Below are 23,376 nucleotides of genomic sequence, written 5' to 3'. Positions count from 1 at the left end.
CTTGAAATCCTTCCCGCTTGTCCCCATTTCACCCTCAACCTGTTTTTACCATTGAAAATGGCATTGTTGAGGTAGACCTACATGAAAGGACAAGAAACTCGTGGTTTTCAGTCAGAAGTAAAACAGCTTCTGCACCTGATGATCCATTCTCTGTATTCCAATAAAGAAATCTTCCTGCGTGAGCTTATCTCTAACGCCTCGGATGCGGCAGACAAGCTGCGTTTTCGCGCACTGTCTAACCCGGACCTGTATGAAGGTGACGGTGAGCTGCGTGTGCGTGTTTCCTTCGATAAAGATAAGCGTACGTTGACCATTGCCGATAACGGCGTGGGGATGAACCGCGATGACGTTATCGATCATCTGGGGACCATTGCGAAATCCGGTACTAAATCTTTCCTTGAATCCATGGGATCCGATCAGGCGAAAGACAGCCAGTTGATCGGCCAGTTCGGGGTTGGCTTCTACTCTGCGTTCATCGTGGCGGATAAAGTCACCGTGCGTACCCGCGCAGCGGGCGATAAACCGGAAAATGGTGTGTTCTGGGAATCTGCGGGTGAAGGTGAGTACACCGTTGCCGACATCACCAAAGACGATCGCGGCACCGAAATCACGCTGCATCTGCGCGAAGGCGAAGACGAGTTCCTTGATGACTGGCGCGTACGTTCCATCATCAGCAAATATTCCGACCATATCGCGCTGCCGGTAGAGATCGAAAAATCCGAAGAGAAAGACGGCGAGACCGTAGTTTCCTGGGAAAAGATCAACAAGGCGCAGGCGCTGTGGACCCGTAACAAGTCGGAAATCAAAGACGACGAGTACAACGAATTCTACAAACATATCGCGCACGACTTCACTGATCCGCTGACCTGGAGTCATAACCGTGTGGAAGGTAAGCAGGAGTACACCAGCCTGCTGTACATCCCGTCTCAGGCTCCGTGGGATATGTGGAACCGCGATCACAAGCATGGTCTGAAACTGTACGTTCAGCGCGTGTTCATTATGGACGACGCCGAGCAGTTTATGCCGAATTACCTGCGCTTTGTGCGTGGCCTGATAGATTCTAACGATCTGCCGCTGAACGTTTCTCGTGAGATCCTGCAGGACAGCACCGTCACCCGTAACCTGCGTAGCGCGCTGACCAAACGCGTACTGCAGATGCTGGAAAAACTGGCGAAAGACGACGCAGAAAAATACCAGACCTTCTGGAAACAGTTCGGCCTGGTGCTGAAAGAAGGCCCGGCGGAAGACAACGCTAACCAGGAAACGATCGCTAAGCTGATGCGCTTCGCGTCCACGCACTCTGATTCCTCCGCACAAACCGTGTCGCTGGAAGACTACGTGTCGCGTATGAAAGAAGGGCAGGAGAAAATCTACTACATCACCGCAGACAGCTATGCGGCGGCGAAGAGCAGCCCGCACCTGGAACTGTTGCGTAAGAAAGGCATCGAAGTGCTGCTGCTTTCTGACCGTATCGATGAGTGGATGATGAACTACCTGACCGAGTTCGACGGTAAGGCATTCCAGTCCGTAGCCAAAGCTGACGAGTCCATCGACAAGCTGGCGGATGACGTTGACGAATCGGCAAAAGAAGCGGAAAAAGCGCTGACGCCGTTCGTTGAGCGGGTGAAAACCCTGCTGGGCGATCGCGTAAAAGAAGTGCGTCTGACTCACCGTCTGACCGACACGCCGGCCATCGTTACCACCGATGCGGACGAAATGAGCACCCAGATGGCGAAACTGTTCGCTGCTGCCGGCCAGGCCGTACCGGAAGTGAAATATATCTTTGAACTCAACCCGGATCACGTGCTGGTCAAACGCACGGCGGATACCCAGGACGAAGCGCAGTTCAAAGAGTGGGTTGAACTGCTGCTGGATCAGGCGCTGTTTGCTGAACGCGGCACGCTGGAAGATCCAAACCAGTTCATTCGTCGTATGAACCAGTTGCTGGTGTCCTGATAGCCGTAAGGTAATGCCGGATGATGCTAACGCGTGTCCGGCTTACACCATCTCGTCGATCCCTGGCCGGATACGGTGTTTACACCGCGATCCGGCATTTTCTCTCCTCATTTTTAATTTTCCCACCGTTAACCGTTTCAGCGTCGGGCGTCTTCCTTGAGCCAATTGCGTGATGGTGGTATCGTTTAGCGCTTTTTAAAAAATATCGACAACCTTTAAGGGGATTTTCGTAATGCGTATCATTCTGCTTGGCGCTCCGGGCGCGGGTAAAGGAACTCAGGCTCAGTTCATCATGGAGAAGTATGGTATTCCGCAAATCTCCACCGGTGATATGCTGCGTGCTGCCGTGAAATCTGGCTCCGAGCTGGGCAAACAAGCGAAAGACATCATGGACGCCGGTAAGCTGGTGACTGATGAGCTGGTGATCGCGCTGGTAAAAGAGCGTATTGCTCAGGAAGACTGCCGTAATGGTTTCCTGCTTGATGGCTTCCCGCGTACTATTCCGCAGGCTGATGCCATGAAAGAAGCAGGCATCAACGTGGACTACGTTCTTGAATTCGACGTTCCGGACGAGCTGATCGTTGACCGTATCGTGGGGCGTCGCGTACACGCTGCTTCTGGCCGCGTTTACCACATCAAATTCAACCCGCCTAAGGTTGAAGGCAAAGACGACGTGACCGGCGAAGAGCTGACCACCCGTAAAGACGATCAGGAAGAGACCGTACGTAAGCGCCTGGTGGAATACCATCAGATGACCGCTCCGCTGATCGGCTACTACTCTAAAGAAGCGCAGGCGGGTAACACCAAATACGCGAAAGTTGACGGCACCCAGGCTGTGGCTGACGTTCGCGCAGCGCTGGAAAAAATCCTCGGTTAAGTTTTAGCGCAGTCAATGCCGGATGGCGGTGTCAACACCTTATCCGGCCTACGATTTTATGTAGGCCTGATAAGCGCAGCGCCATCAGGCAAATTCTCGTCTTACCTTTCACAGCAATTAGTTCTTCTTTATTGCTTTTCCGCTACAATTATCAACAATTTGAATCGATAAGAGGCGGTAATGCGTCAGACGAAAACCGGTATCCTGCTGGCAAACCTCGGCACTCCCGATGCCCCAACCCCCGAAGCCGTTAAGCGCTACCTGCGCCAGTTTTTAAGCGATCAACGCGTAGTCGATACGTCACCTGCGCTGTGGTGGCCGCTGCTGCGTGGTGTGATTTTGCCGCTGCGTGCGCCACGCGTGGCGAAGCTGTACCAGTCAATCTGGATGGAAGACGGTTCCCCGCTGATGGTCTACAGCAAGGCGCAACAGCAGGCGCTGGCACAACGTCTGCCAAATACGCCTGTCGCGCTGGGGATGAGCTACGGTTCACCGTCGCTTGAAAGCGCGGTCGATGAACTGCTGGCAAGCGGAGTTGAACACATGGTGGTGTTACCGCTGTACCCGCAATATTCCTGTTCTACCGTGGCGGCAGTCTGGGACGAACTGGCGCGAATCTTAGCGCGTAAACGCAGTATTCCTGGCATCTCATTTATTCGTGATTACGCCGATGACAGCAGCTACATTGATGCGCTGGCCAAGAGCGCCCGTGATTCATTTGCTCAACATGGTGAACCCGATTTGCTGCTGCTTTCCTACCACGGCATTCCGCAGCGCTACGCCGATGAAGGCGATGACTACCCGCAGCGCTGCCGCGATACCACTCGTGAGCTGGTTTCAGCGCTTGGCTTGCCGCCGGAAAAAGTGATGATGACCTTCCAGTCTCGCTTTGGCCGTGAACCGTGGTTGACGCCATATACCGATGAAACGTTAAAAATGCTGGCGGAGAAAGGGACCCGACATATCCAGGTCATGTGTCCGGGCTTCGCGGCTGATTGTCTCGAAACGCTGGAAGAGATAGCGGTGCAAAACCGGGAGATTTTCCTTGAGGCAGGCGGTAAGCAATATAAGTATATTCCGGCGCTGAATGCCACACCGGAACATATCGAAATGATGGTTAAACTGACCGCAGCCTACCGTTAAAGCTGCGCTCTGAAGTAACGCGCGCCCTCCCGCAATGCATCGTCGGCGGTTTTCATCATCCGCGAATAGTGCAGGAAGGCGTGCAACGTGCCGGGGTACATTTTGTACTGGCAGGGCTGCTGATGCGCCTGTAGCGTCTGGAACAATAAGCGGCTATCGTCAATCAACGGATCAAACTCCGCACCGGCGATAAAACACGGCGGCACGTCGCGCGTCAGGTCGTTATTAAACAGGCAATAGTATGGTGATTCGCGATCGTCGGCGCTACGCAAGTACGCGTTTTCGTACATCAACAGATCCTCGCGGGTTAAACCATCCCAGGCGCCGCCCATTAGCCGTCGGCTCAGTGAATCCTGCAGGCCATAAAGCCCATACCACAACAGCACGCCAGCCACCTTGCCGCAAGCAATTTGTTTATCCCGCAACCACAACGCGCTGGCAAGCGACAGCATGGCCCCGGCGGAATCGCCCGCAAAACCAATATGATTCACATTAAGGGAATAATCGCCAGCGTGCTGATAAAAGTACTTACACACGGCGACAATCTCTTCGATGGCTTGCGGGTAGCGGGCCTCTGGCGCAAGCGAATAGTCGATGCCAATTATCGTGCACTGCGTATAGCGCGCCAGTAAACGCATAATGCGATCGTGGGTATCCAGATTACCGAGAATAAAACCGCCGCCGTGCAGGTAATATAGCGTCGCCTGGCTATGGGGCTGCGGAGCGTAAATTCGTGTGGCAACGGGGCCGCATGCGGTGGAAATAACGCATTCTCGGGTATTCATCTGTGGGGCATCGGCATTCCACAACTGCCGTTCATGAATGTAGTGTTTACGCTGGGCCACAAAGTCATCGGCAGCGGGCCACGGCGGCAAATCTTCGCGATGAAAATTCACCACACTTTTCATTTCATCCGAAATGTTGTCGAGTACGGGGATCTTGTTTTCCGGCTTCATAAAGCGCTCCTTGTGAAGGTGAGTTATTGTAGAAATTCATCCCGGATAAACTGCGATCTCACCGTCCGATATTGAAACTCAGCGCCGCATCGCATGCGCAGCGGGGAATGTGCTACCATGCATCGCTCAGCTAACCACCCGTAAAATCGACCATGAAATTTCCCGGTAAACGTAAATCCAAACACTATTTCCCCGTCAGCGCGCGCGATCCGTTGCTGCAACAAATTCAGCCAGAAAATGAAACCAGCGCAGCCTGGGTGGTGGGTATTGACCAGACGCTGGTGGATATTGAAGCCAAAGTTGATGATAACTTTGTAAAACGTTATGGATTAAGCGCCGGGCACTCTCTGGTGATTGCAGATGATGTCGCGGAAGCGCTCTACCAGGAACTGGTGCGTGAAAATTTGATCACCCATCAGTTTGCGGGCGGTACTATCGGTAATACGATGCACAACTACTCCGTGCTGGCGGATGACCGCTCGGTGCTGCTGGGTGTGATGTGCAGCAATATCGAGATTGGCAGCTATGCGTACCGCTATTTATGCAATACCTCCAGTCGTACCGATCTGAACTACCTGCAGGGCGTAGATGGACCGATTGGTCGCTGCTTTACGCTGATTGGCGAGTCCGGTGAGCGTACCTTTGCAATCAGCCCAGGGCATATGAACAAGCTGCGGGCGGATAGCATCCCTGAATCGGTGATTGCCGGAGCGTCCGCGCTGGTGCTAACGTCCTATCTGGTGCGCTGCGAGCCGGGCGAGCCAATGCCGGAAGCGACCATGAAGGCGATCGAATTTGCTAAAAAACACAATGTACCGGTGGTACTGACGCTGGGCACCAAATTTGTCATTGCCGATAATCCGCAGTGGTGGCAGGCATTCCTGAAAGAGCATGTCTCAATTCTGGCGATGAATGAAGAAGAGGCCGAAGCGCTGACCGGCGAAAACGATCCGCTGCTGGCGTCCGACAAGGCGCTGGATTGGGTGGATCTGGTGCTGTGCACAGCGGGTCCGGCGGGTCTTTATATGGCGGGCTTTACGGAAGAAGAAGTCAAACGTAAAACCCAGCATCCGCTGCTGCCTGGGGCCATTGCCGAATTCAACCAGTACGAGTTTAGCCGCGCCATGCGCCATAAAGATTGTACCAATCCGCTGCGTGTGTATTCGCACATCGCGCCGTATATGGGCGGTCCAGAGAAGATCATGAATACCAACGGCGCTGGCGACGGCGCGCTGGCGGCATTACTGCATGATATTACCGCTAACAGCTATCACCGCAGCAACGTGCCTAACTCCAGCAAGCACAAGTTCACCTGGCTGACCTATTCGTCGTTAGCCCAGGTGTGTAAATATGCGAATCGCGTGAGTTATCAGGTACTGAACCAGCATTCCCCGCGCCTGACGCGCGGTTTGCCGGAACGCGAAGATAGCCTCGAAGAGTCGTATTGGGATCGTTAAATCATGCACATGCCGGATAAGCGATAGCGCCATCCGGCAACGACATCAGCCTGTAACGACCACCTCACCTGCAGGCGGCGTTTCAATCAGCTCCAGCATGGTACGGGCGATTTCACGCTCACCCATGACGACCTGATTGGCGCCGCGTTCGGTAATGTATTCCACCTCGTCGTCATAATGCGCGCGGGCGATAATCTCAATCGACGGGCTCTTCTCGCGTGCTGAAGCGACAATTTCACCTGCTTCATAGCCATTGGGAATAGTCAGCAGCAGCCAGCGTGCGCAATCCAGATGCGCCAGATTCATAATTTCTTCGTTGGCGGCATTTCCCAGCACCGCGCGGATCCCGCGCTCGCGCAGTTCATCCACTCGGGTGCGTGAGGTTTCGATAACTACCAGCGGGATCCCCGCAGCCATCAATTTCTCGCCCAGCAGGCTACCGACGCGCCCAAAGCCAACCAGCAGGGCGTGATTGCAGATATCCACCGGAATTTGCTTCTCTTCTTCAATAGCCTCTTCCAGCGTCTGTTCTTCCAGCGTTTCTGTTTTGGCGAGATATTTTTCTAACACCGCGAACAGCACTGGGTTAAGCATGATGGACAGGATCGCCCCCGCCAGCACCAGATTCTGTCCGGCCTGCGGCAGCAGGTTTAACGCCATGCCCAGACCCGCCAGGATAAAGGCAAATTCACCAATCTGCGCCAGGCTGGTGGCAATGGTGAGTGCTGTGCGTTGGGAGTGACCAAACAGGCGCACCAGGAAATAGGCGGCAAGGGATTTACCAAAGATGATAATCGCCAGCGTGCCCAGCACCGCCAGCGGTTGCTGAATCAGAATCATGGGATCAAAGAGCATCCCGACGGAAACAAAGAACAGTACGGCGAACGCATCGCGCAGCGGCAGGGTGTCATGCGCCGCACGGTGACTCAGTTCAGATTCGTTCAGCACCATGCCGGCGAAGAATGCCCCCAGTGCAAAGGAGACATCGAACAGCTCCACTGCGCCAAATGCGATACCTAATGCGAGGGCGAGGACTGACAGGGTAAACAGTTCGCGTGAGCCGGTTGCGGCGCTACGGGCCATAATCCACGGCACCAGGCGACGACCAACCAGCATCATAATTGCGATAAACGCCACCACCTTACCGATGGTAATGCCCATATCTACGGCCAGCGAGGCAAAGCCGACATCTTCTTTTTCCAGCATTCCAGCGACGGCTGGCAGGAGAACCAGCGTCAGTACCATCATCAGGTCTTCGACAATCAGCCAGCCAATGGCGATTTGCCCGCGCTGACTGTCAATGAGCTGCCTTTCTTCAAGCGCACGCAATAGCACCACGGTACTGGCGGTTGAAAGACACAGACCAAACACGATCCCAACCATCAGCGACCAGCCCATCACCGCTGAAAGCGCCATGCCCAGCAGCGTTGCCACCGCTATCTGGGCAATCGCGCCGGGAATGGCGATAGACTTTACCGCCATCAAATCCTTCAGCGAAAAGTGCAGCCCCACGCCGAACATCAGCAGGATTACGCCAAGCTCGGCCAGTTCAGGCGCTAGCTTGGTATCAGCAACAAAACCAGGTGTAAATGGACCGGCCAGAACGCCCGCTAACAGATATCCCACCAGAGGAGAAATACGTAGTTTATTGGCAATCATGCCTAATATAAAAGCGAGCACAAGGCCGCCGACAATGGTGGTGATAAGCGGGGTGGCGTGATGCATTCCGTCTCCTTTGGTTGCTGTGATAATCCTGAAAACTCAAACGACGAGTAATAGTTTATGACAATTTTGATGTTTTTGTTTGTGAATAATTATTGAATTTTGATGAAAATAGGATTTTAGACGTAAAAAAGCACGGATCGGAAAAGTACAGCGGTATGTGAGAGGCAAAGGCTGATGGCTACTGTAAGTCTGACGGCCAAAATTTACTTTTGGCCGTCAGGAAATCACGCTTTATGTCGGTTATCAGGTAAGAATATGGTCAGTATCCCCAGTAGTGGCAGGAAAGCACATATTTTGTAGACCAAATCGATGCTGGTATGGTCGGCAATCAGCCCTAACACCGCGGCTCCCAAGCCGCCCATGCCGAAGGCAAAACCGAAAAATAGCCCAGAAACCATGCCGATACGGCCAGGAAGCAGCTCCTGCGCGTAGACCAGAATGGCAGAAAACGCCGATGCGAGGATAAAACCAATGATCACGGTTAAAATCCCGGTCCATTCCAGCGTTGCGTAGGGTAAAAAGAGGGTAAAGGGTGCTACGCCGAGGATAGAGCCCCAAATAACATATTTTCTGCCAATTTTATCGCCCAATGGTCCACCAATCACCGTCCCGGCTGCGACGGCAAACAGGAAGGCAAACAGGTGAAACTGGGCATTTTGTACCGATAATCCGAATTTTTGCATCAGATAAAAGGTGTAATAGCTGCTGATGCTCGCCATATAGAAGTATTTGGAGAAAATCAGCACCAGCAGGATGCTTACCGCCAGCACCACTTTATTCCGTGGTAACGGATTCACGATGGCGACTTTCGGTTTTCCTTTACTCATCCGGTGCTGCGCGGCATACCAACGGCTGATTTGCGCCAGAACGACAATCGCTAATAACGCAGCCAGCACAAACCAGGCCACATTACCCTTACCATATGGCGCGATGATGACAGCCGCCAGTAACGGTCCCAGAGAGCTACCAAAGTTGCCGCCAACCTGGAAAATTGACTGGGCAAGACCGTGACGACCGCCGGAGGCCATTCGCGCCACGCGGGATGATTCCGGGTGAAATACCGAAGAGCCGGTACCCACCAGCGCTGCGGCGAGCAGGACCATATGGAAACTGCCGGCCATGGCCAGCAAAACAAGCCCACTCAGCGTGAAGCACATCCCAATGGGCAGCGACCACGGCATCGGGTATTTATCCGTCCAGTAACCCACAACCGGTTGCAGCAGTGAGGAAGCAAGCTGGAAGGTCAGGGTAATCATCCCTATCTGCATAAACGTCAGCGAGAACTCTGACTGCAATAGCGGATAAATCGCCAGGATCAGCGACTGGATCATATCGTTTAGCAGATGGGAGAGGCTGATTGCCCCTAAAATGCCAAATGAGGTGCGTGCTTTAGCAACCGACGCTGACGCGCCAGCCACTGGCTGGGTTGGTTCACTTATTGCCATAGAAAGTCACTTCTGTTTGGGTTGCGATTATGAGGGTAATCTAATTTGTTATTATTACCTGACTAACATACCTGCGGAAGGTGTTTGAAGGAAGTCTCATTTCTGAAAACATTTTCGGCTATTATTTTCAGTAGCTGTAATTTTATGCCCGGACTAATTCGACTTACAGGTAGGCGGCAAACGCGAGAGTCCCAGGAGCTTACTGCATAAGCGACAGGGGGAAGTGAGCGCAGCCAACGCACATGTAATTTGAAGGATAACGGGTATGGCGGTTGATATTGAGTCAGGGAGTGAAATATGAAGTTTTTAAAACGGGGCGTGGCGCTGGCGTTATTAGCCGCATTTGCGCTGGCAGGTCAACCTGCACAGGCGTACGAAAAAGATAAAACCTACAAAATTACCATTCTGCATACCAACGATCATCACGGTCACTTCTGGCGCAGCGAATACGGTGAATACGGGCTGGCGGCACAAAAAACGCTGGTGGACGGTATTCGTAAAGAGGTGGCTGAGGAAGGAGGCAGTGTACTGCTGCTTTCCGGTGGCGACATTAATACCGGCGTACCGGAGTCCGATCTGCAGGATGCTGAACCTGATTTTCGCGGAATGAACCTGATTGGCTATGATGCGATGGCGGTCGGAAACCACGAGTTTGATAATCCGCTTAGCGTATTGCGCCAGCAGGAAAAATGGTCCAAATTCCCGTTTCTCTCGGCCAATATCTATCAGAAAAGCACCGGCGAGCGTTTGTTTAAGCCGTGGGCCATCTTTAAGCGCCAGGATTTAAAAATTGCCGTACTCGGTTTAACCACTGACGATACGGCGAAAATTGGCAACCCAGAGTTCTTTACCGATATTGAGTTCCGTAAACCTGCTGATGAAGCCAAACTGGTTATCCAGGAACTGAATATGGGGGAAAAGCCGGACATCATTATTGCGACCACCCATATGGGACATTATGACAATGGCAATCACGGCTCGAACGCGCCTGGCGACGTAGAAATGGCGCGCAGCCTGCCGGCGGGATCGCTGGCAATGATTGTGGGTGGTCACTCGCAGGATCCGGTATGTATGGCCGCGGAAAACAAGAAGCAGGTTGATTACGTACCGGGTACGCCGTGTGCGCCAGACAAGCAAAACGGGATCTGGATTGTGCAGGCGCATGAGTGGGGGAAATACGTGGGGCGGGCGGACTTTGAGTTCCGCAATGGCGAAATGAAAATGGTTAACTACCAGCTCATCCCCGTCAACCTTAAGAAAAAAGTGACCTGGGACAACGGTAAAAGTGAGCGCGTACTCTACACCCCGGAAATTGCAGAAAATCAGCAAATGCTTTCTCTGCTGACGCCGTTCCAGAATAAAGGTAAAGCGCAGCTCGACGTGAAAATTGGTAGCGTCAATGCGCGCCTCGAAGGCGACCGTAGCAAAGTCCGTTTCGTACAGACCAACATGGGGCATTTACTGCTGGCTGCGCAAATGGCGCGAACCAGCGCTGATTTTGGCGTGATGAGCGGCGGCGGTATCCGTGACTCCATCGAAGGCGGTGATATCACCTATAAGAGCGTGCTGAAAGTGCAGCCGTTCGGTAACATCGTGGTGTACGCCGACATGAGCGGGAAAGAGGTGATTGACTATCTGACCGCCGTGGCACAAATGAAGCCGGATTCCGGGGCCTATCCGCAGTTTGCCAACGTCAGCTTCGTGGCGAAAGACGGCAAGCTTAACGATTTGAAAATTAAAGGCGAACCCGTTGATCCAGCCAAAACCTATCGCATGGCAACGCTGAGCTTCAATGCCACCGGCGGCGATGGCTATCCGCGAATTGATAACAAGCCTGGCTATGTGAATACCGGGTTTATTGATGCGGAGGTGCTGAAAGAGTACGTGCAGAAGAACTCACCGCTCGATGCCGGTGCGTATGAGCCGAAGGGTGAGGTAAGCTGGCAGTAACAGGGCAATTTGGGGCATCATTTTATCCGCTCCTACGGGCCGCCCTTCATGGCGGCCCAATAATTCTACTTATTACCTCTATGCTCCGGCTCCTGCGCGCTGGCCGAGTCCAAACTGTCTTCACCAATCACGCCCTGTAATCGCAGTAGGCTCAATCGCCGTATCACCGGGCAAAAGACAATTAATCACGGCGTGCGATATCGGCGAATTTCGCATCCAGAATTTTCGCCAAATCGCCCGCTGCCAGTTCAATATCCAGCCCGCGTTTGCCGCCGGACACATAAATGGTGTCAAACGTCTGGGCGGGAGCGTCGATGAGCGTCGGCAATCTTTTTTTCTGTCCCAGCGGGCTGATGCCGCCAATCAGATACCCGGTGGTTCGCTGCGCGATCATCGGATCGGCCATATCGACCTTTTTGGCTCCCAACGCCCTGGCGACTTTTTTGAGATCCAGTTGACCGGCTACCGGCGTAACGGCAACCGCCAGGTGCTTCATATCGCCATTCACGGCAACCAGTAGCGTTTTGTAGACCTGGTCCGCATTCAGACCTAACTTGCGTACCACTTCGTCACCAAAGTTCGTCTCGGACGGATCGTGATCGTAGGTGTGGATCTGGAAAGAAATTTTGTTTTTTTCGAGTAATTTAACGGCGGGTGTCATAGCAATTTTCCTGGCCCAGACAAAATACGACACAAGCATACGCCTGATGTCTGTCTAAAAAATAGTACCATCTTGCGCAATAGTGTTGGCAGGATGATGACTTTGAGCGACAATCGAACTACACCGATGCTTTAAGCGTCGGGATCATAATAATGATGAAATTCCTCTTTGACGGGCCAATAGTAATATTGGCCATTTTTTTACCGTAACATCTCCGGCAAATTTCCTTCTCCATACAAATGCAGCGCGCCAACGGCTACAACATAGTGCCCGGCAGGCATCGCCCTGAGTCGATCGCGCCAGGCCGCATTACGCTGATGCATCAAAACGTCATACAGCGACTGGCTAAAAGTATTGGGTAGAGTGAGTTCGCTATTGCGTGGCGGCGTTTTAAGCCACCAGCCCATCATCTGTTGTAGCAGTCTGGCATTGGTGTGCCAGTGCGTCAGGGTATCGTCCAGCAGAGCCAGTCCGTTATCGGGTAACTGACACAACAGCTCGATTTGGCTGGATGCGCCTTCCAGCTCGATTATGGGTTTATGCACCTGTTTTGCCGCATTCAGAAGTTGGTAATCAATGCCGTATTCTGCCCGCAACCCCAACTGCTGCGCCTGCGTTGCCTGCAAGACCATGGCGATTTGCCACAGCGGCTGGGTAGACAGCAGGGAAGGGGAAATACCCAGCTCGTCGGTGACTTTGTGCAGATTATCTAGCAGCTCTGGGCTGATGCGATCTTCCAGTGCGGCAAAGGTCGGAAGGTTGGCAAACGGCGCGTCGTCGCCGGAAACATCGGCTTCGACAATGAGCGCATCGGCACGCTGGAGCTTTTTGAGTAATTTGGCAGGCAGAGGCGCCATATCGCGGCTGCCCATGTGAATACTGCCAATCAGATGAAAATGGCGGTTTCCGGGCAAGGAGATGTCGATGGCAGGCCAGGTATAGTGGTTGCCGCGTAGCGCGGTGAAAAATGATTTTACCCGGTACAACAGATCCATACGGCCTCCCTAAGTAGACTTCCATGCTAGCGCGTGGTCCTGGAAGGTGCAAATACACTTCATCATTCGCTCAGCCTCTTTATTGGCAGCGTGCAAAAACCCCAGTCACATAGTTGGCTATGCTCCTGGGGTTTTTATACTTGCAGCTTTGAGGCAACGCGAATGATTTGGGGCTCCGTTCAGAGCGACATCCGGTAAAGGCTTACTCTTTAGGTTTGAAGCGCAGCAGTCGATTAGCGTTGCTCACCACGGTAATGGAGGAGAGCGCCATCGCCGCCCCGGCTACGACCGGGTTGAGCAGTGTTCCGGTGAACGGCCACAAAATCCCGGCGGCAACGGGGATACCGATGCTGTTATAGATAAACGCGCCGAGTAGGTTCTGCTTCATATTGCGCAGCGTTGCCCGGGAGATAGACAGCGCATCTGCAACGCCCATCAGGCTATGGCGCATCAGCGTAATCGCGGCGGTTTCAATCGCCACATCGCTGCCGCCACCCATGGCAATCCCTACGTCAGCCTGAGCCAGCGCAGGCGCATCGTTGATACCGTCACCGACCATGGCAACCTGACGCCCCTGGCTCTGCAGACGTTTAATCGCCTCGGCTTTACCGTCCGGCAGAACGCCAGCAATCACCTCATCAATACCCGCCTCTTTGGCAATGGCGTTGGCGGTCGTTGGGTTGTCGCCGGTGAGCATCACCAGACGATACCCGGCGCGGTGCAGACGCTGGAGTGCTGCCACGCTGTCGCTACGCAGAGGATCACGTACCGCTAACAGCGCTGCCGCTTTACCGTCAATCGCTAACAGTACTGGGGTTGAGCCTTGGGAAGCCTGAGCGGTGATTTCAGCCTCCATTTCAGTGGTATCTACCTGCTGTTCATTGAGCAGCGCCTGGTTTCCCAGCAGCAGCGAATGACCTTCCGTTTCGCCACTGACGCCTAAACCGCGCAGCGTACGGAAACCGTTGACCTGCGGCAGCGTGACATCACCTGCTTTGTCCAGAATCGCCCTGGCTAACGGGTGGCTGGAACCCTGTTCAAGGGCCGCTGCCAGACGAATTGCCAGCGCTTCGTCGGTATTGCCAAACGTTTTGATGGCGACAACCTGTGGTTTGCCTTCAGTTAGCGTCCCGGTTTTATCAAACACGATGGTATCGAGCGTGCTGGCGCGCTGCAGCGCATCGGCATCACGTACCAGCACCCCAAATTCAGCGGCACGCCCAACGCCGGAAATAATCGACATCGGCGTTGCCAGACCCAGCGCACAAGGGCAGGCAATAATCAGGACGGTGGTGGCGATTACCAGCGTATAGACAATCTGCGGCGCCGGTCCAAAGAAATACCAGATAGCCGCACTGACCAGCGCAATGGCGACCACGACCGGAACGAACACCGAGGAGATGCGGTCGGCCAGTTTGCCAATTTCCGGTTTGCTGCTTTGCGCCTGGCGCACCATACGAATAATGCGCGACAGCGTGGTGTGACTGCCAACAGCGCTGGCGCGGAACAGCACGCTACCGTCCTGTACGACCGTACCGGCGTGGACGCTATCGCCTGCACCTTTTTGCTGTGGAATCGGCTCACCGGTCAGCATGGCCTCATCCAGCCAGGCTTCACCCTGAGTGATTTCGCCATCAACCGGAACGCGGTCGCCGGTGGTCAGGCGCAGTAACATTCCAGCCTGCACCTCTGCCAGCGGCACGTTCTTTTCACCTTCGTCAGTGACGACCCGCGCGGTCGGCGGCGTCAGATCGAGCAGTTTTTCCAGTGCTTTAGACGAGCGTTGGCGAGCCCGCGCTTCCAGCATGTGTCCGAGGTTAATCAGACCGATAATCATGGCACTGGCTTCATAATAGAGGTGTCGCGCTTCCATCGGGAACCATTGTGGCCAGAGGTTGACGCTCATGGAATAGAGCCATGCCACCCCCGTACCCAGCGCCACCAGCGTATCCATGGTCGCGGTGCCGTTCATCAGGCTTTTCCACGCATTGCGGTAAAAGTGACCGCCCGCGAAAACCATCACGGCAAGCGTTGCCAGACCAATCATCAGCCACAGGCTGCGGTTGTCGTCGCTCACCATCATGTTGTCGCCAATCATGCCCCATACCATCACCGGGATCCCCAGGAGCAGCGCGACGGCTGCCTGCCAGCGAAAACGTTTCATGGTTGCCACGGCGGTTTCTTGCTGACGTTCGCGACGCTTAGCATCATCTTCAATCGCTTCTGCGCCGTAGCCCGCTTTTTCAACCGCCTGTACTAAATCTGCGGCGGAGGCACTGCCCATTACCAGCGCAGTGCGTTCCGCCAGGTTTACCCGTGCCTGCGTGACGCCCGGTACACTTTGCAATGCATTTTGTACGCGGGTCACACAACTGGCGCAGCTCATGCCGTTTAACAGCAACTGTTGGCTGTCATCATCAGCCGTAGCTGCCGGAAGCTCGGAAGGGACCGCTGCCAGTGCTTCCGACGGGATTGATGACTCCGTCAGCGGTTTAGCCTTTGGGTGGCTTAACTCCGCGCCGTAACCGGCTTGTTTAATGGTTTCAATCAGCGCTTCTGCGCTGGCGCTCCCGGTAACATGCGCTTCTGTCACGGTGACATCCGCTTGCTCAACGTCCGGACGTTGTTCCAGACTTTCTTTAACGCGTTTTACGCAGTGACCACAGGACAGGCCGTCCAGGGTTAGATCGATTGTTTGAGACATAACCAACTCCTTTTTTGCAGGATTAACTGACTGTGATAAAGGTTAAACCTTCCAGCAAGGGGAAGGTCAAGGGCGTTTTTAGAAAAGGTGAAAAAAGGGTGTAAAGGGAGAAAAACGGGAACGCCACGTCAGGGGTTCCCGGTCTGTTATTGATTGAGGACGATAATCGGCGTTCGATGATCCGGTTCATTTATGACCGTGAGATCGGCACCGTACAGCGCGTTCAGCGACCGTTGCTTCAGGACATCCTGCGGATATCCGTTATCAACTATCCTGCCGCGTTCCATCAATACCACACGGTCGGCATAGCGCGCCGCGAGGTTGAGATCGTGCAGGACGCAACAGACGTTAAGCTGCCGTTCACGCACCAGACGACGTAGCAGACGAAAAAGGTGCTGCTGGTGGTGAATATCCAGCGCGGAGGTGGGTTCATCAAGAAACAACCATTTCGGCCCAGGCTCGGGCTCCCAAAGCTGAACCAGCAGGCGCGCCAGTTGTACCCGCTGTTGTTCTCCTCCCGACAGATGCCGGTAATCGCGTGTGGCCAGCGCCTGGCAATCACACAATGCCATGATGTGCTCCGTTTCATCGCCCGTGTTGCGCGTACGATACGGATGTCTGCCCATGCGAATGACCTCCTGAACGCTAAACGGGAAGGCCATATGACTATTCTGGCGCATCACGGCACGGGTTTTTGCCAGCTCGGTGATTGACCACTTGTCCAGCGGCTTGCCAAACATGCTACAACGCCCACTGTGGGGCTGCAGATATCCCGTAAGCTGACGTAGCAGCGTCGATTTCCCGGCTCCGTTCGGGCCAAGAATCGCGATGATCTCTCCATCAGGTAGCGTCAGGGAAACGTCGTCGGTCAGTCGTCTTCCCTGAATGTGGTAGACCAGATTCTCAGCGACGATCATGACACCCTCCGGCTACGCAGTATTAACCACAGGAAATACGGTCCACCGATCAGGCTGGTTAACAGGCCAACGGGCATTTCGGCTGGCTGAACAAGTGTGCGGGCCAACGTATCGGCAATCAGAAGTAAACAGGCACCGGCCAGCGTAGAGCAGGGAATCAACCAGCGATGATCGGCGCCGGTCGTCATTCTGATCAGATGTGGGATCACCAGGCCAATAAAACCAATTACGCCGCTGACGGAAACCGCAGCGCCAACCAGGAGCGAACTGAGCAACAGTAACTGCTGCCGCTTACGTTTGACGTTTACGCCGAGGTAATGCGCCTCTTCATCACCCAACTGCAGTAAATTAAGCGTTCCCGCCATGCAGATGGTTACAACAATGGCTGGAAGAATAAACGTGCTGGCAACCAACAGCGTTGGCCACTGGGCCTGGCCGAGATTTCCCATCATCCACAATGTAAGTTGACGTAGCTGCTGCTCGTCGCCCACATAGCTCAGTACGCCAATAGCCGAACCGCACAGGGCATTGATAGCGATACCGGCTAACAGCAGTTGCATCATTCCACCGTGGTTATGACGCTGGCTTATCAGGAAAATAATCGTGCAGACCACCATGCTGCCAGCGACGGCAAAAATCATCTGCTCATACAGCACCAGCACCACGGGGAACGAAAATGGGATAACTATCGCGATGCCGACCATCAGCGCGGAGCCGCTGCTGACGCCAAGCAGGCCAGGATCGGCCATCGGATTGCGAAAAAGTCCCTGCATGATGACCCCAGCCGTCGCCAGCGCAGCACCGACCAGAACGGCCAGCAGCACGCGAGGCAAGCGGATGTTTAACCAGATATCACGATATTCGTCGTTGAACAGAGCGCTGAAGCTAATGTTCAGCGCCCCCTGGCTGGCACCGAAGAGCATCAGAGCAACCAGCAAAAGAGAAAGACCCGTCAGGATGCTGACGGAAGAAAGCGAGTCCTTAAGCACGTAACGCTCCATAACGTCTTTGCGGCGCGGAGTTCCCGCGCCGTGAGGGGTTTACGCGGGTTTCAGTCCTGGCTCAACCAAACTGTAAATCTGGTTATTAAGTGCTGGCGCAGTGGCCAGTTCGTGAATATGCTTCGCAACATCTGCACGCATCACAAAGCCGTGACACTCCTGAGCCTGTATTCGTTGCGCCTGGCCGGTGGCTGCACCGTTCAGCAAACCGCCGGGGCGGAGAATAGCGTAGTCCAGTCGACTGGTTTGTAGCCAGCTTTCAGCCAGCGATTTTTCCCGTACAGCCTGACCAAATGCGGCCTTTGCGCGTGAAGAAAGAAAAGGCCAACTGTCACCGCAGCCGAGTGAGGTCACCAGAATCATGCGCTTGATCTCCGCTTTTTCTGCTTCATCAATGACGGTTCTGTGCGCCAGATAATCCTGGGCGCCGCCCATGGAGGAGATCACCGTGGCATGTTGACCCGCTGCGCGACAGGCACAGGCGGTGACCTGACTATCGCAGGCGTCGCCGATGAAGACCTGCACACCTTTTTCCTGCAACCCAGCAGCGACCTGTGCGTTGCGAACGACGGCAATCACCGGACGTTGTTCCGCCAGTGCGAGTTCAAGCGTTTTCGCGCCGACGCCGCTACCACCCGCACCAAAAATGAGCCATGGAGCCATCAGGCATGTTCCTTTAAAGATGAAGACAACGCGTGAAAGGCGCTGACCTGTTCGGCCAGTAGCTGTCGATGTTCATCCCGACCGAGGAAAATTTTGAACATTGCGCTACCCGCCTGGTTAAAGAAGAGAATGGACGCGGTGTCCATTCCCATAAATTTGCGTTCAATCAGGGCAATATGCGTACAGTTTTCTACCTTGATATGACCGGTCATGCCTTTTTTGCCGCGCAGGTTGAAGTAGCCATGACGGTGGAATCCGGAAGGTAATTCCCCGGTGAATTCCAGAATGACATCAGCAGTATGGACCAGGGTGGTGACTTTGCCCCATTCGCTGACGGTTTCCCAGACAGTATCAAATTGATCGCCGGAAACCAGCGTCGGGGAGGGGAGGTTTTTCACCACCTCCAGCAGCGTGGTGTTGTACTGGGCAGCGATAGCTTCCAGCGTACCGTCCGGTTCAGTTTTCAAAAAATCCTGTAAAGAGACATGGCTCATAATTCACTCCTGGTATGGTTGTTCTACCGCAATGCGCGGCGCGTTAAGTGCCTGAATAAGTTCATCAAGAGACTGCAAAATATTGCTCGCCCAAAAACGCCCTTCATTGGTCAGGCGCACACAGGTGCTGGCATCTCGCGTCAGTCCTGCGTGATGCCATTGGGTCAGTAGCGGGGTCAGTTTTTGTGCATGAGGCGTCAGTTCATCCAGCGGAACGCGGGCCGTTTCAATGCCCGCCTGGAGAGTGTGTCGCCACTGGAAACCACGCTCGGCGGTACGCATCATCATCATTAGCGGTTTTTTCCCGGCGGCGATAGATTCATGCCATGTTGTCAGATTGCGCTCGACCATCCAGGAATAGCCATTGACTGATCCCCCGGCGCCTGAGCCGAATGCCAGACAGTCCGCTCCCTGTTTAATCAGCAGGTTGTACAGATTGCGTTCACGCGTGGTACGCGCCCAGTGGCTGTTGCTGATGCAGCGCCAGCCTGCGCTGTCCATGAAATCGCAACCCTGAAGATAGAGATCGCGACGTTCGGCGGGAGAGGGAACGGTTGTGCGCCCGGTTTCAACTGCTTTGCCAAGCGGTGTATTGGGGATCAGGTTCAGCGCATAAAGATCTACGCCGTCGAGGCCGATTTCACGGGCAATCGCCAGATCGTCGCCCCACAGTTTTGCATCTTGTCCTGGCAGACCAAACAACAGATCGCATACCACGGCGGCACGATCCCGTTTTACCAGCCCCTGCATAAAGGCAATTGCGGTCGGGCCGTCTGAGGTGCGCGCCATTTTCTTGCGGATCCGGCTGTTAAAAGATTGAATACCGATCGAAAACCGATTGGCGCCAGCGTCAAGGCAGGCATCAATTCGCGCATCGTCAAAATTGAGCACTCGTCCCTCAATGGTAATTTCGCAGTCCGGTGCCAGCGGTAACTTTTCACGCAGCGCGGTGATGATTCTGCCCAGATCCCGTGCTGACAGCGCTGAAGGCGTACCGCCGCCAAAATAGACGGCGTGAATTGGGGCTGACTGATGTAATGCGCTATCGGCTTCCATCTCGATTTCGCGCAACAGCGCGTTGGTGTAGCGGGCGCAGTGATCTTCTTCGAACCGGTTTTGATAAAAACCGCAGAAAGTACAATGCGTTGCACAAAAAGGGATATGCAAGTACACCAGCCGTTTACGCGGCGGGGTAGGCTGGCTGATAACATCCTGCCAGGTTTGTGACAATAGCTCTTTGGCAATCGGGATCGCCCCGCGCCATGGCATTGTGGCGCGGCGATCCTTAAAGGGCTGACTTCCCTCAAGCGCAAAATGCGCGGTGAGATCCAGCGAGTGTTCAGTCTTCATTCTTTTTTATAAATCCAGTTAGTGAGGCCAGAATTGCTGGTGCAGGGCTTCAACCGCATCGGCGACGCGAGGCCCCATTCCCAGAATCAGCGCCTGGTCTACCGCCACAATGCGCTGATTTTTCCAGGCCGCAGTGTGGGTAATACCGGCAATCGCGCTCAGACGAGCCAGATCGCCATCCACCATTTGCGACGTCACCACGATCACCTCCGGGTTGGCGGCGATCAGCGACTCTGCGCTGTAACTTTTATACTGCGCGTGGGTGGCGACATTTTGTGCGCCCGCAAGGGTCATAATGGCATCGGCAACGCTGCCCTTGCCGGCGACCTGCGGCGCGCTGCCGCCAGCGGAGAGAATGAACATGGCTTTGACCGGCGCATTTTTCGCCGCCACGCTGTGCTGAACACGATCCAGACGTTGATGCAGGCGATTGACCAGCGCTTCACCTTGTTCAGGAATGCGCAGCGTTTGAGCCAGCTCCCGAATGTTGGCGTACATCTGCTCGACGGTGGCCAGTACGCGCGGCAATGTAACGACGTTAACTTTCTGCGCCCGGAGCTGATCCAAAACGATTTGAGGGCCTGCATCCTGCCAGGTGATAAAGCTGTCCGGGTGCAGCGATAAAATGCCCTCGCTGCTTAACTGCTTCCAGTAGCCGATATGCGGGAGTGCGGCAGTTTCAGGTGGGTACGAGGTGGTTTCATCGACGCCAACCACCCGGCTGCCGACGCCCATGGCGTAAATCAGTTCGCTAAGCGAACCGCCCGCCACCACCAGGCGGTCAGCGGACTGGGCGCTGAAAACACAGGCGAGGCTCAGTAAGCCAATCATGAGTTTTTTCATCGTCAGAAATTCCACGCAAAGCCAACAGCGGCATTGAAACCAGCGTCTGGGATAGATTCATGCGCGGTTCTGTAACGCTTGTCGGTCAGGTTGTTGAGCGCGAGGTTGACCTGATACTGGTCCTGCGGACCAAACTCGGTGTTGAATGCGAGGTTAAGCGTGGCCCAGCCTGGATAGTTTATTTCCGTGGTGCCGGTATTATCTTTGGCGCGGGACGCCGCGCGAATAAAGACATCGGACGTCACGTTAGCGGCATTCATCAACCAGGTATGTTTCAGGCCAACGCGCCCGGTCAGCGTGGGTTCGCCGGTATCCCAGGTTTTTATGGTGTTGCCTTCGTATTGACGGCGAATGAGATTACCGCTCAGGTAGGGTGAAACCGCCCAGCCGTTGTATTCTGCGGTTAATTCCATGCCCCAGGTTTTGGCACGATCGATGTTGTCGTAGTAGTAATAGCCGCCGCGGGAAGAGGTGGTGTTGCCGTTGCAAACGGGTTGGCCTGAACAGGCCAGACTGGCGATATAGTCTTTGGCTTCGGAGTAATAAATAGCGCCGTCAATCAGCCACATATTCCCTTTATACCGCGCGCCCAACTCATAGTTATTTGAGTGTTCCGCCTTCAGGTTTGGGTTGCCGTAGGTAACGCTGCCGCCGGCGGATGTCTGCATGAACAACTGAGTAAGCGTGGGGAAGACATAGCCCTGGGCGTATGCAGCCCGAAGTTCAAGATCTTCAAAGCCGGAATAGCGCAGGCTGGTCGAGGTCACCAGTTCATCATCGTGAACGGAATTTCCCCCGGTGGATTGCCAGGTGGTGCCGCTGCTTTGGATGGTTTGCGTATCGTTGCGATTGAGTTTCGAAGACAGCCAGTACTGGCGTGCGCCCACGGTCCACGTCCAGTCATCGGCAAAGCGCCAGTCGTTTTGCGCGAACAGTGAGGTGTTGCTTTGTTCCGCTTCGTTATATGACAGGGTACGGGTTTGCGTATCGAAGAAGCCGGTAGCCGCGGTCTGGCGTGTACTGCCGTCCGTGTCCTGTTTTATTTTGTCATGCTGATACTGGGTGCCAATCACCAGCGTGTTGTTAGCCGGAAGGGAGATATTGCCCTGCAGCGTTACACCCTGGGTATATTGTTTGTCGTTGGTATTGGTTTGATTGCTTACCGTCAGCGCTTTAATCATCGGGCTGGGGATAATCTGGGTCGTTTTGACCCGGTTTTCAAATTTGCGCTCTATTGTCTGGGTGTATGCGTCAAAATGGATGTTCCTCAGGTAATCCCCGTCGGCCGCGTAGTCGTAGAAAAGACCGATTTTCTCGCGTTCCAGCTTAGGAATTTTGACGCTAAAGTCGTCGAACTGACCTTCGGGATCGTCAAACCAGGTTTGAGTGGATAGCTTATAACGGTCGAGTGAGAGCCCAATTTTGTGGCGATCGAGGTTGTAGCCAAGCCACACTCCCTGACCGTTATTACGGAAGTTGGTGTCGGGCAATCTTCCGTCAGGTGTATCGCGATCCCCCTGGTCGGAATAGCTGCCATTGATGCGGTAGTCAAAGTTACCGATGCTTCCCCAGGCTGCCGCTGACTCTTCCCATCCTGCCGTTGCGGAGTTATAAACAGCCTTAACGCTACCACCCAAAGGCTTATCGCCGCCTTTTTTGGTAATAAAGTTCACGACGCCGCCAATTGCCTGCGAACCATAGAGGACAGAATAAGGGCCTTTGACCACTTCAATACGTTCCAGCGCGGATTCGTCAATCAGTAAACCGGCTCCGTAGTTTTGTCCGGCACGTTGGTAGCTGACGACCTGGCCGTCTATCAAAATCAGCACCCGCGAAGAAGCTTCGCCACGGATACGAATTTGTTTCCGACCTGCGAGAGCGTTATCGGTAACTTCGACGCCGGGGATATCTTGTAAATCATCAGCAAGAGAAACGCTGGTGGAGTTTTGTAGCGTCTGGCGATCGATAACCTGAATGGTTGCCGGGCTATCCCAGAGACTACTTTCTGTGCGGTTAGCCGTAACGATCACCGTATCTTCGTCGGACGTTGAACCGTGTGTTGGAGAGGTCGCTGCAAAAGTAGCGCCGGACATGCATAATGTCAGGGCTGAAAGAATAAATGGCCTTTGGTTAATCCGTGGCAACATAAGAGAACCTTTATTGAATGTAAATGATCATCATTATCATTCGCGTTTGTATATAAAATTGTTTCCCTTTGTTCAAGATGAAAGGTGCAGAA

Annotated in this window: 18 protein-coding genes; 5 read left to right on the top strand and 13 right to left on the bottom strand. The window is 54.1% G+C overall.

All coding sequences use genetic code 11. The annotated features are described in order from the left end of the window. The first annotated feature begins 81 nt into the window (after positions 1-81). From htpG to hemH, 3 genes are all read left to right on the top strand, one after another. On the top strand, positions 82-1,956 hold the full coding sequence (gene htpG / locus HVZ52_RS17040) for a molecular chaperone HtpG (RefSeq protein ID WP_181598508.1): 1,875 nt from the start codon (positions 82-84) through the stop codon (positions 1,954-1,956). Between the two features lie 232 nt (positions 1,957-2,188). After that, positions 2,189-2,833: an adenylate kinase gene (gene adk / locus HVZ52_RS17035; protein WP_003021773.1), complete on the top strand. Its 645-nt coding sequence runs from the start codon at positions 2,189-2,191 to the stop codon at positions 2,831-2,833. A gap of 180 nt (positions 2,834-3,013) precedes the next feature. Next, entirely contained in the window at positions 3,014-3,976 is a 963-nt protein-coding gene (gene hemH / locus HVZ52_RS17030) for a ferrochelatase (RefSeq protein ID WP_181598507.1), read from the top strand. On the opposite strand, the gene aes is transcribed toward hemH, so the two are convergent. Continuing rightward, positions 3,973-4,932: an acetyl esterase gene (aes, locus tag HVZ52_RS17025; RefSeq protein ID WP_181598506.1), complete on the bottom strand. Its 960-nt coding sequence runs from the start codon at positions 4,930-4,932 to the stop codon at positions 3,973-3,975. The genes hemH and aes overlap by 4 nt on opposite strands. 152 nt (positions 4,933-5,084) lie before the next feature. Between aes and gsk the strand changes: the two genes are divergently transcribed. After that, entirely contained in the window at positions 5,085-6,389 is a 1,305-nt protein-coding gene (gene gsk / locus HVZ52_RS17020; protein ID WP_016152086.1) for an inosine/guanosine kinase, read from the top strand. A 45-nt stretch (positions 6,390-6,434) separates the two neighbouring features. Here gsk and ybaL read toward each other — a convergent pair whose 3' ends face one another. Together ybaL and fsr are read right to left on the bottom strand one after the other, a co-directional pair. Continuing rightward, a complete protein-coding gene (gene ybaL / locus HVZ52_RS17015) occupies positions 6,435-8,114 on the bottom strand; it encodes a YbaL family putative K(+) efflux transporter (protein WP_047501892.1) in 1,680 nt (559 codons plus the stop codon). Between the two features lie 224 nt (positions 8,115-8,338). Beyond that, a complete protein-coding gene (fsr, locus tag HVZ52_RS17010; protein WP_016155879.1) occupies positions 8,339-9,559 on the bottom strand; it encodes a fosmidomycin MFS transporter in 1,221 nt (406 codons plus the stop codon). A gap of 297 nt (positions 9,560-9,856) precedes the next feature. On the opposite strand from fsr, the gene ushA reads away from it, so the two are divergent. Beyond that, entirely contained in the window at positions 9,857-11,509 is a 1,653-nt protein-coding gene (gene ushA, locus HVZ52_RS17005; RefSeq protein WP_016155880.1) for a bifunctional UDP-sugar hydrolase/5'-nucleotidase UshA, read from the top strand. Positions 11,510-11,690: 181 nt separating this feature from the next. Here ushA and ybaK read toward each other — a convergent pair whose 3' ends face one another. The 10 genes from ybaK to HVZ52_RS16955 all read right to left on the bottom strand — a co-directional run bounded on the left by ybaK (position 11,691) and on the right by HVZ52_RS16955 (position 23,284). Continuing rightward, positions 11,691-12,170 (bottom strand): Cys-tRNA(Pro)/Cys-tRNA(Cys) deacylase YbaK, encoded by a 480-nt coding sequence (gene ybaK, locus HVZ52_RS17000; protein ID WP_049042602.1) that lies wholly within the window; start codon positions 12,168-12,170, stop codon positions 11,691-11,693. Positions 12,171-12,370: 200 nt separating this feature from the next. After that, positions 12,371-13,165, bottom strand: coding sequence for a TraB/GumN family protein (locus HVZ52_RS16995; RefSeq protein WP_181598505.1), 795 nt, complete (start codon positions 13,163-13,165; stop codon positions 12,371-12,373). 202 nt (positions 13,166-13,367) lie between these two features. Then, complete coding sequence (copA, locus tag HVZ52_RS16990; RefSeq protein ID WP_016155883.1) at positions 13,368-15,869, bottom strand: copper-exporting P-type ATPase CopA; 2,502 nt, start codon at positions 15,867-15,869, stop codon at positions 13,368-13,370. Between the two features lie 146 nt (positions 15,870-16,015). Then, complete coding sequence (locus HVZ52_RS16985; protein ID WP_181598504.1) at positions 16,016-16,786, bottom strand: heme ABC transporter ATP-binding protein; 771 nt, start codon at positions 16,784-16,786, stop codon at positions 16,016-16,018. Then, on the bottom strand, positions 16,783-17,775 hold the full coding sequence (locus HVZ52_RS16980; protein WP_094760950.1) for an iron ABC transporter permease: 993 nt from the start codon (positions 17,773-17,775) through the stop codon (positions 16,783-16,785). Before HVZ52_RS16980 ends, HVZ52_RS16985 begins: the two co-directional genes overlap by 4 nt. A 51-nt stretch (positions 17,776-17,826) precedes the next feature. After that, complete coding sequence (gene chuY / locus HVZ52_RS16975; RefSeq protein WP_016152097.1) at positions 17,827-18,450, bottom strand: anaerobilin reductase; 624 nt, start codon at positions 18,448-18,450, stop codon at positions 17,827-17,829. Next, positions 18,450-18,944 (bottom strand): heme utilization cystosolic carrier protein HutX, encoded by a 495-nt coding sequence (gene hutX / locus HVZ52_RS16970; RefSeq protein WP_181598503.1) that lies wholly within the window; start codon positions 18,942-18,944, stop codon positions 18,450-18,452. Before hutX ends, chuY begins: the two co-directional genes overlap by 1 nt. Before the next feature lie 3 nt (positions 18,945-18,947). Next, on the bottom strand, positions 18,948-20,294 hold the full coding sequence (hutW, locus tag HVZ52_RS16965; protein ID WP_181598502.1) for a heme anaerobic degradation radical SAM methyltransferase ChuW/HutW: 1,347 nt from the start codon (positions 20,292-20,294) through the stop codon (positions 18,948-18,950). A gap of 18 nt (positions 20,295-20,312) precedes the next feature. Further along, on the bottom strand, positions 20,313-21,137 hold the full coding sequence (locus HVZ52_RS16960) for an ABC transporter substrate-binding protein (protein ID WP_181598501.1): 825 nt from the start codon (positions 21,135-21,137) through the stop codon (positions 20,313-20,315). Between the two features lie 2 nt (positions 21,138-21,139). Further along, positions 21,140-23,284, bottom strand: coding sequence for a TonB-dependent receptor (locus HVZ52_RS16955; protein ID WP_016155889.1), 2,145 nt, complete (start codon positions 23,282-23,284; stop codon positions 21,140-21,142). Positions 23,285-23,376: the final 92 nt, after the last annotated feature.

It is taken from the genome of Citrobacter sp. RHB36-C18, from assembly GCF_013814485.1.
GTDB classification, from domain to species: Bacteria; Pseudomonadota; Gammaproteobacteria; order Enterobacterales; family Enterobacteriaceae; genus Citrobacter; species Citrobacter braakii.
The sequence above is the reverse complement of the archived record's forward strand: the minus strand, read 5'-3'. Positions and strand labels throughout refer to the sequence as shown.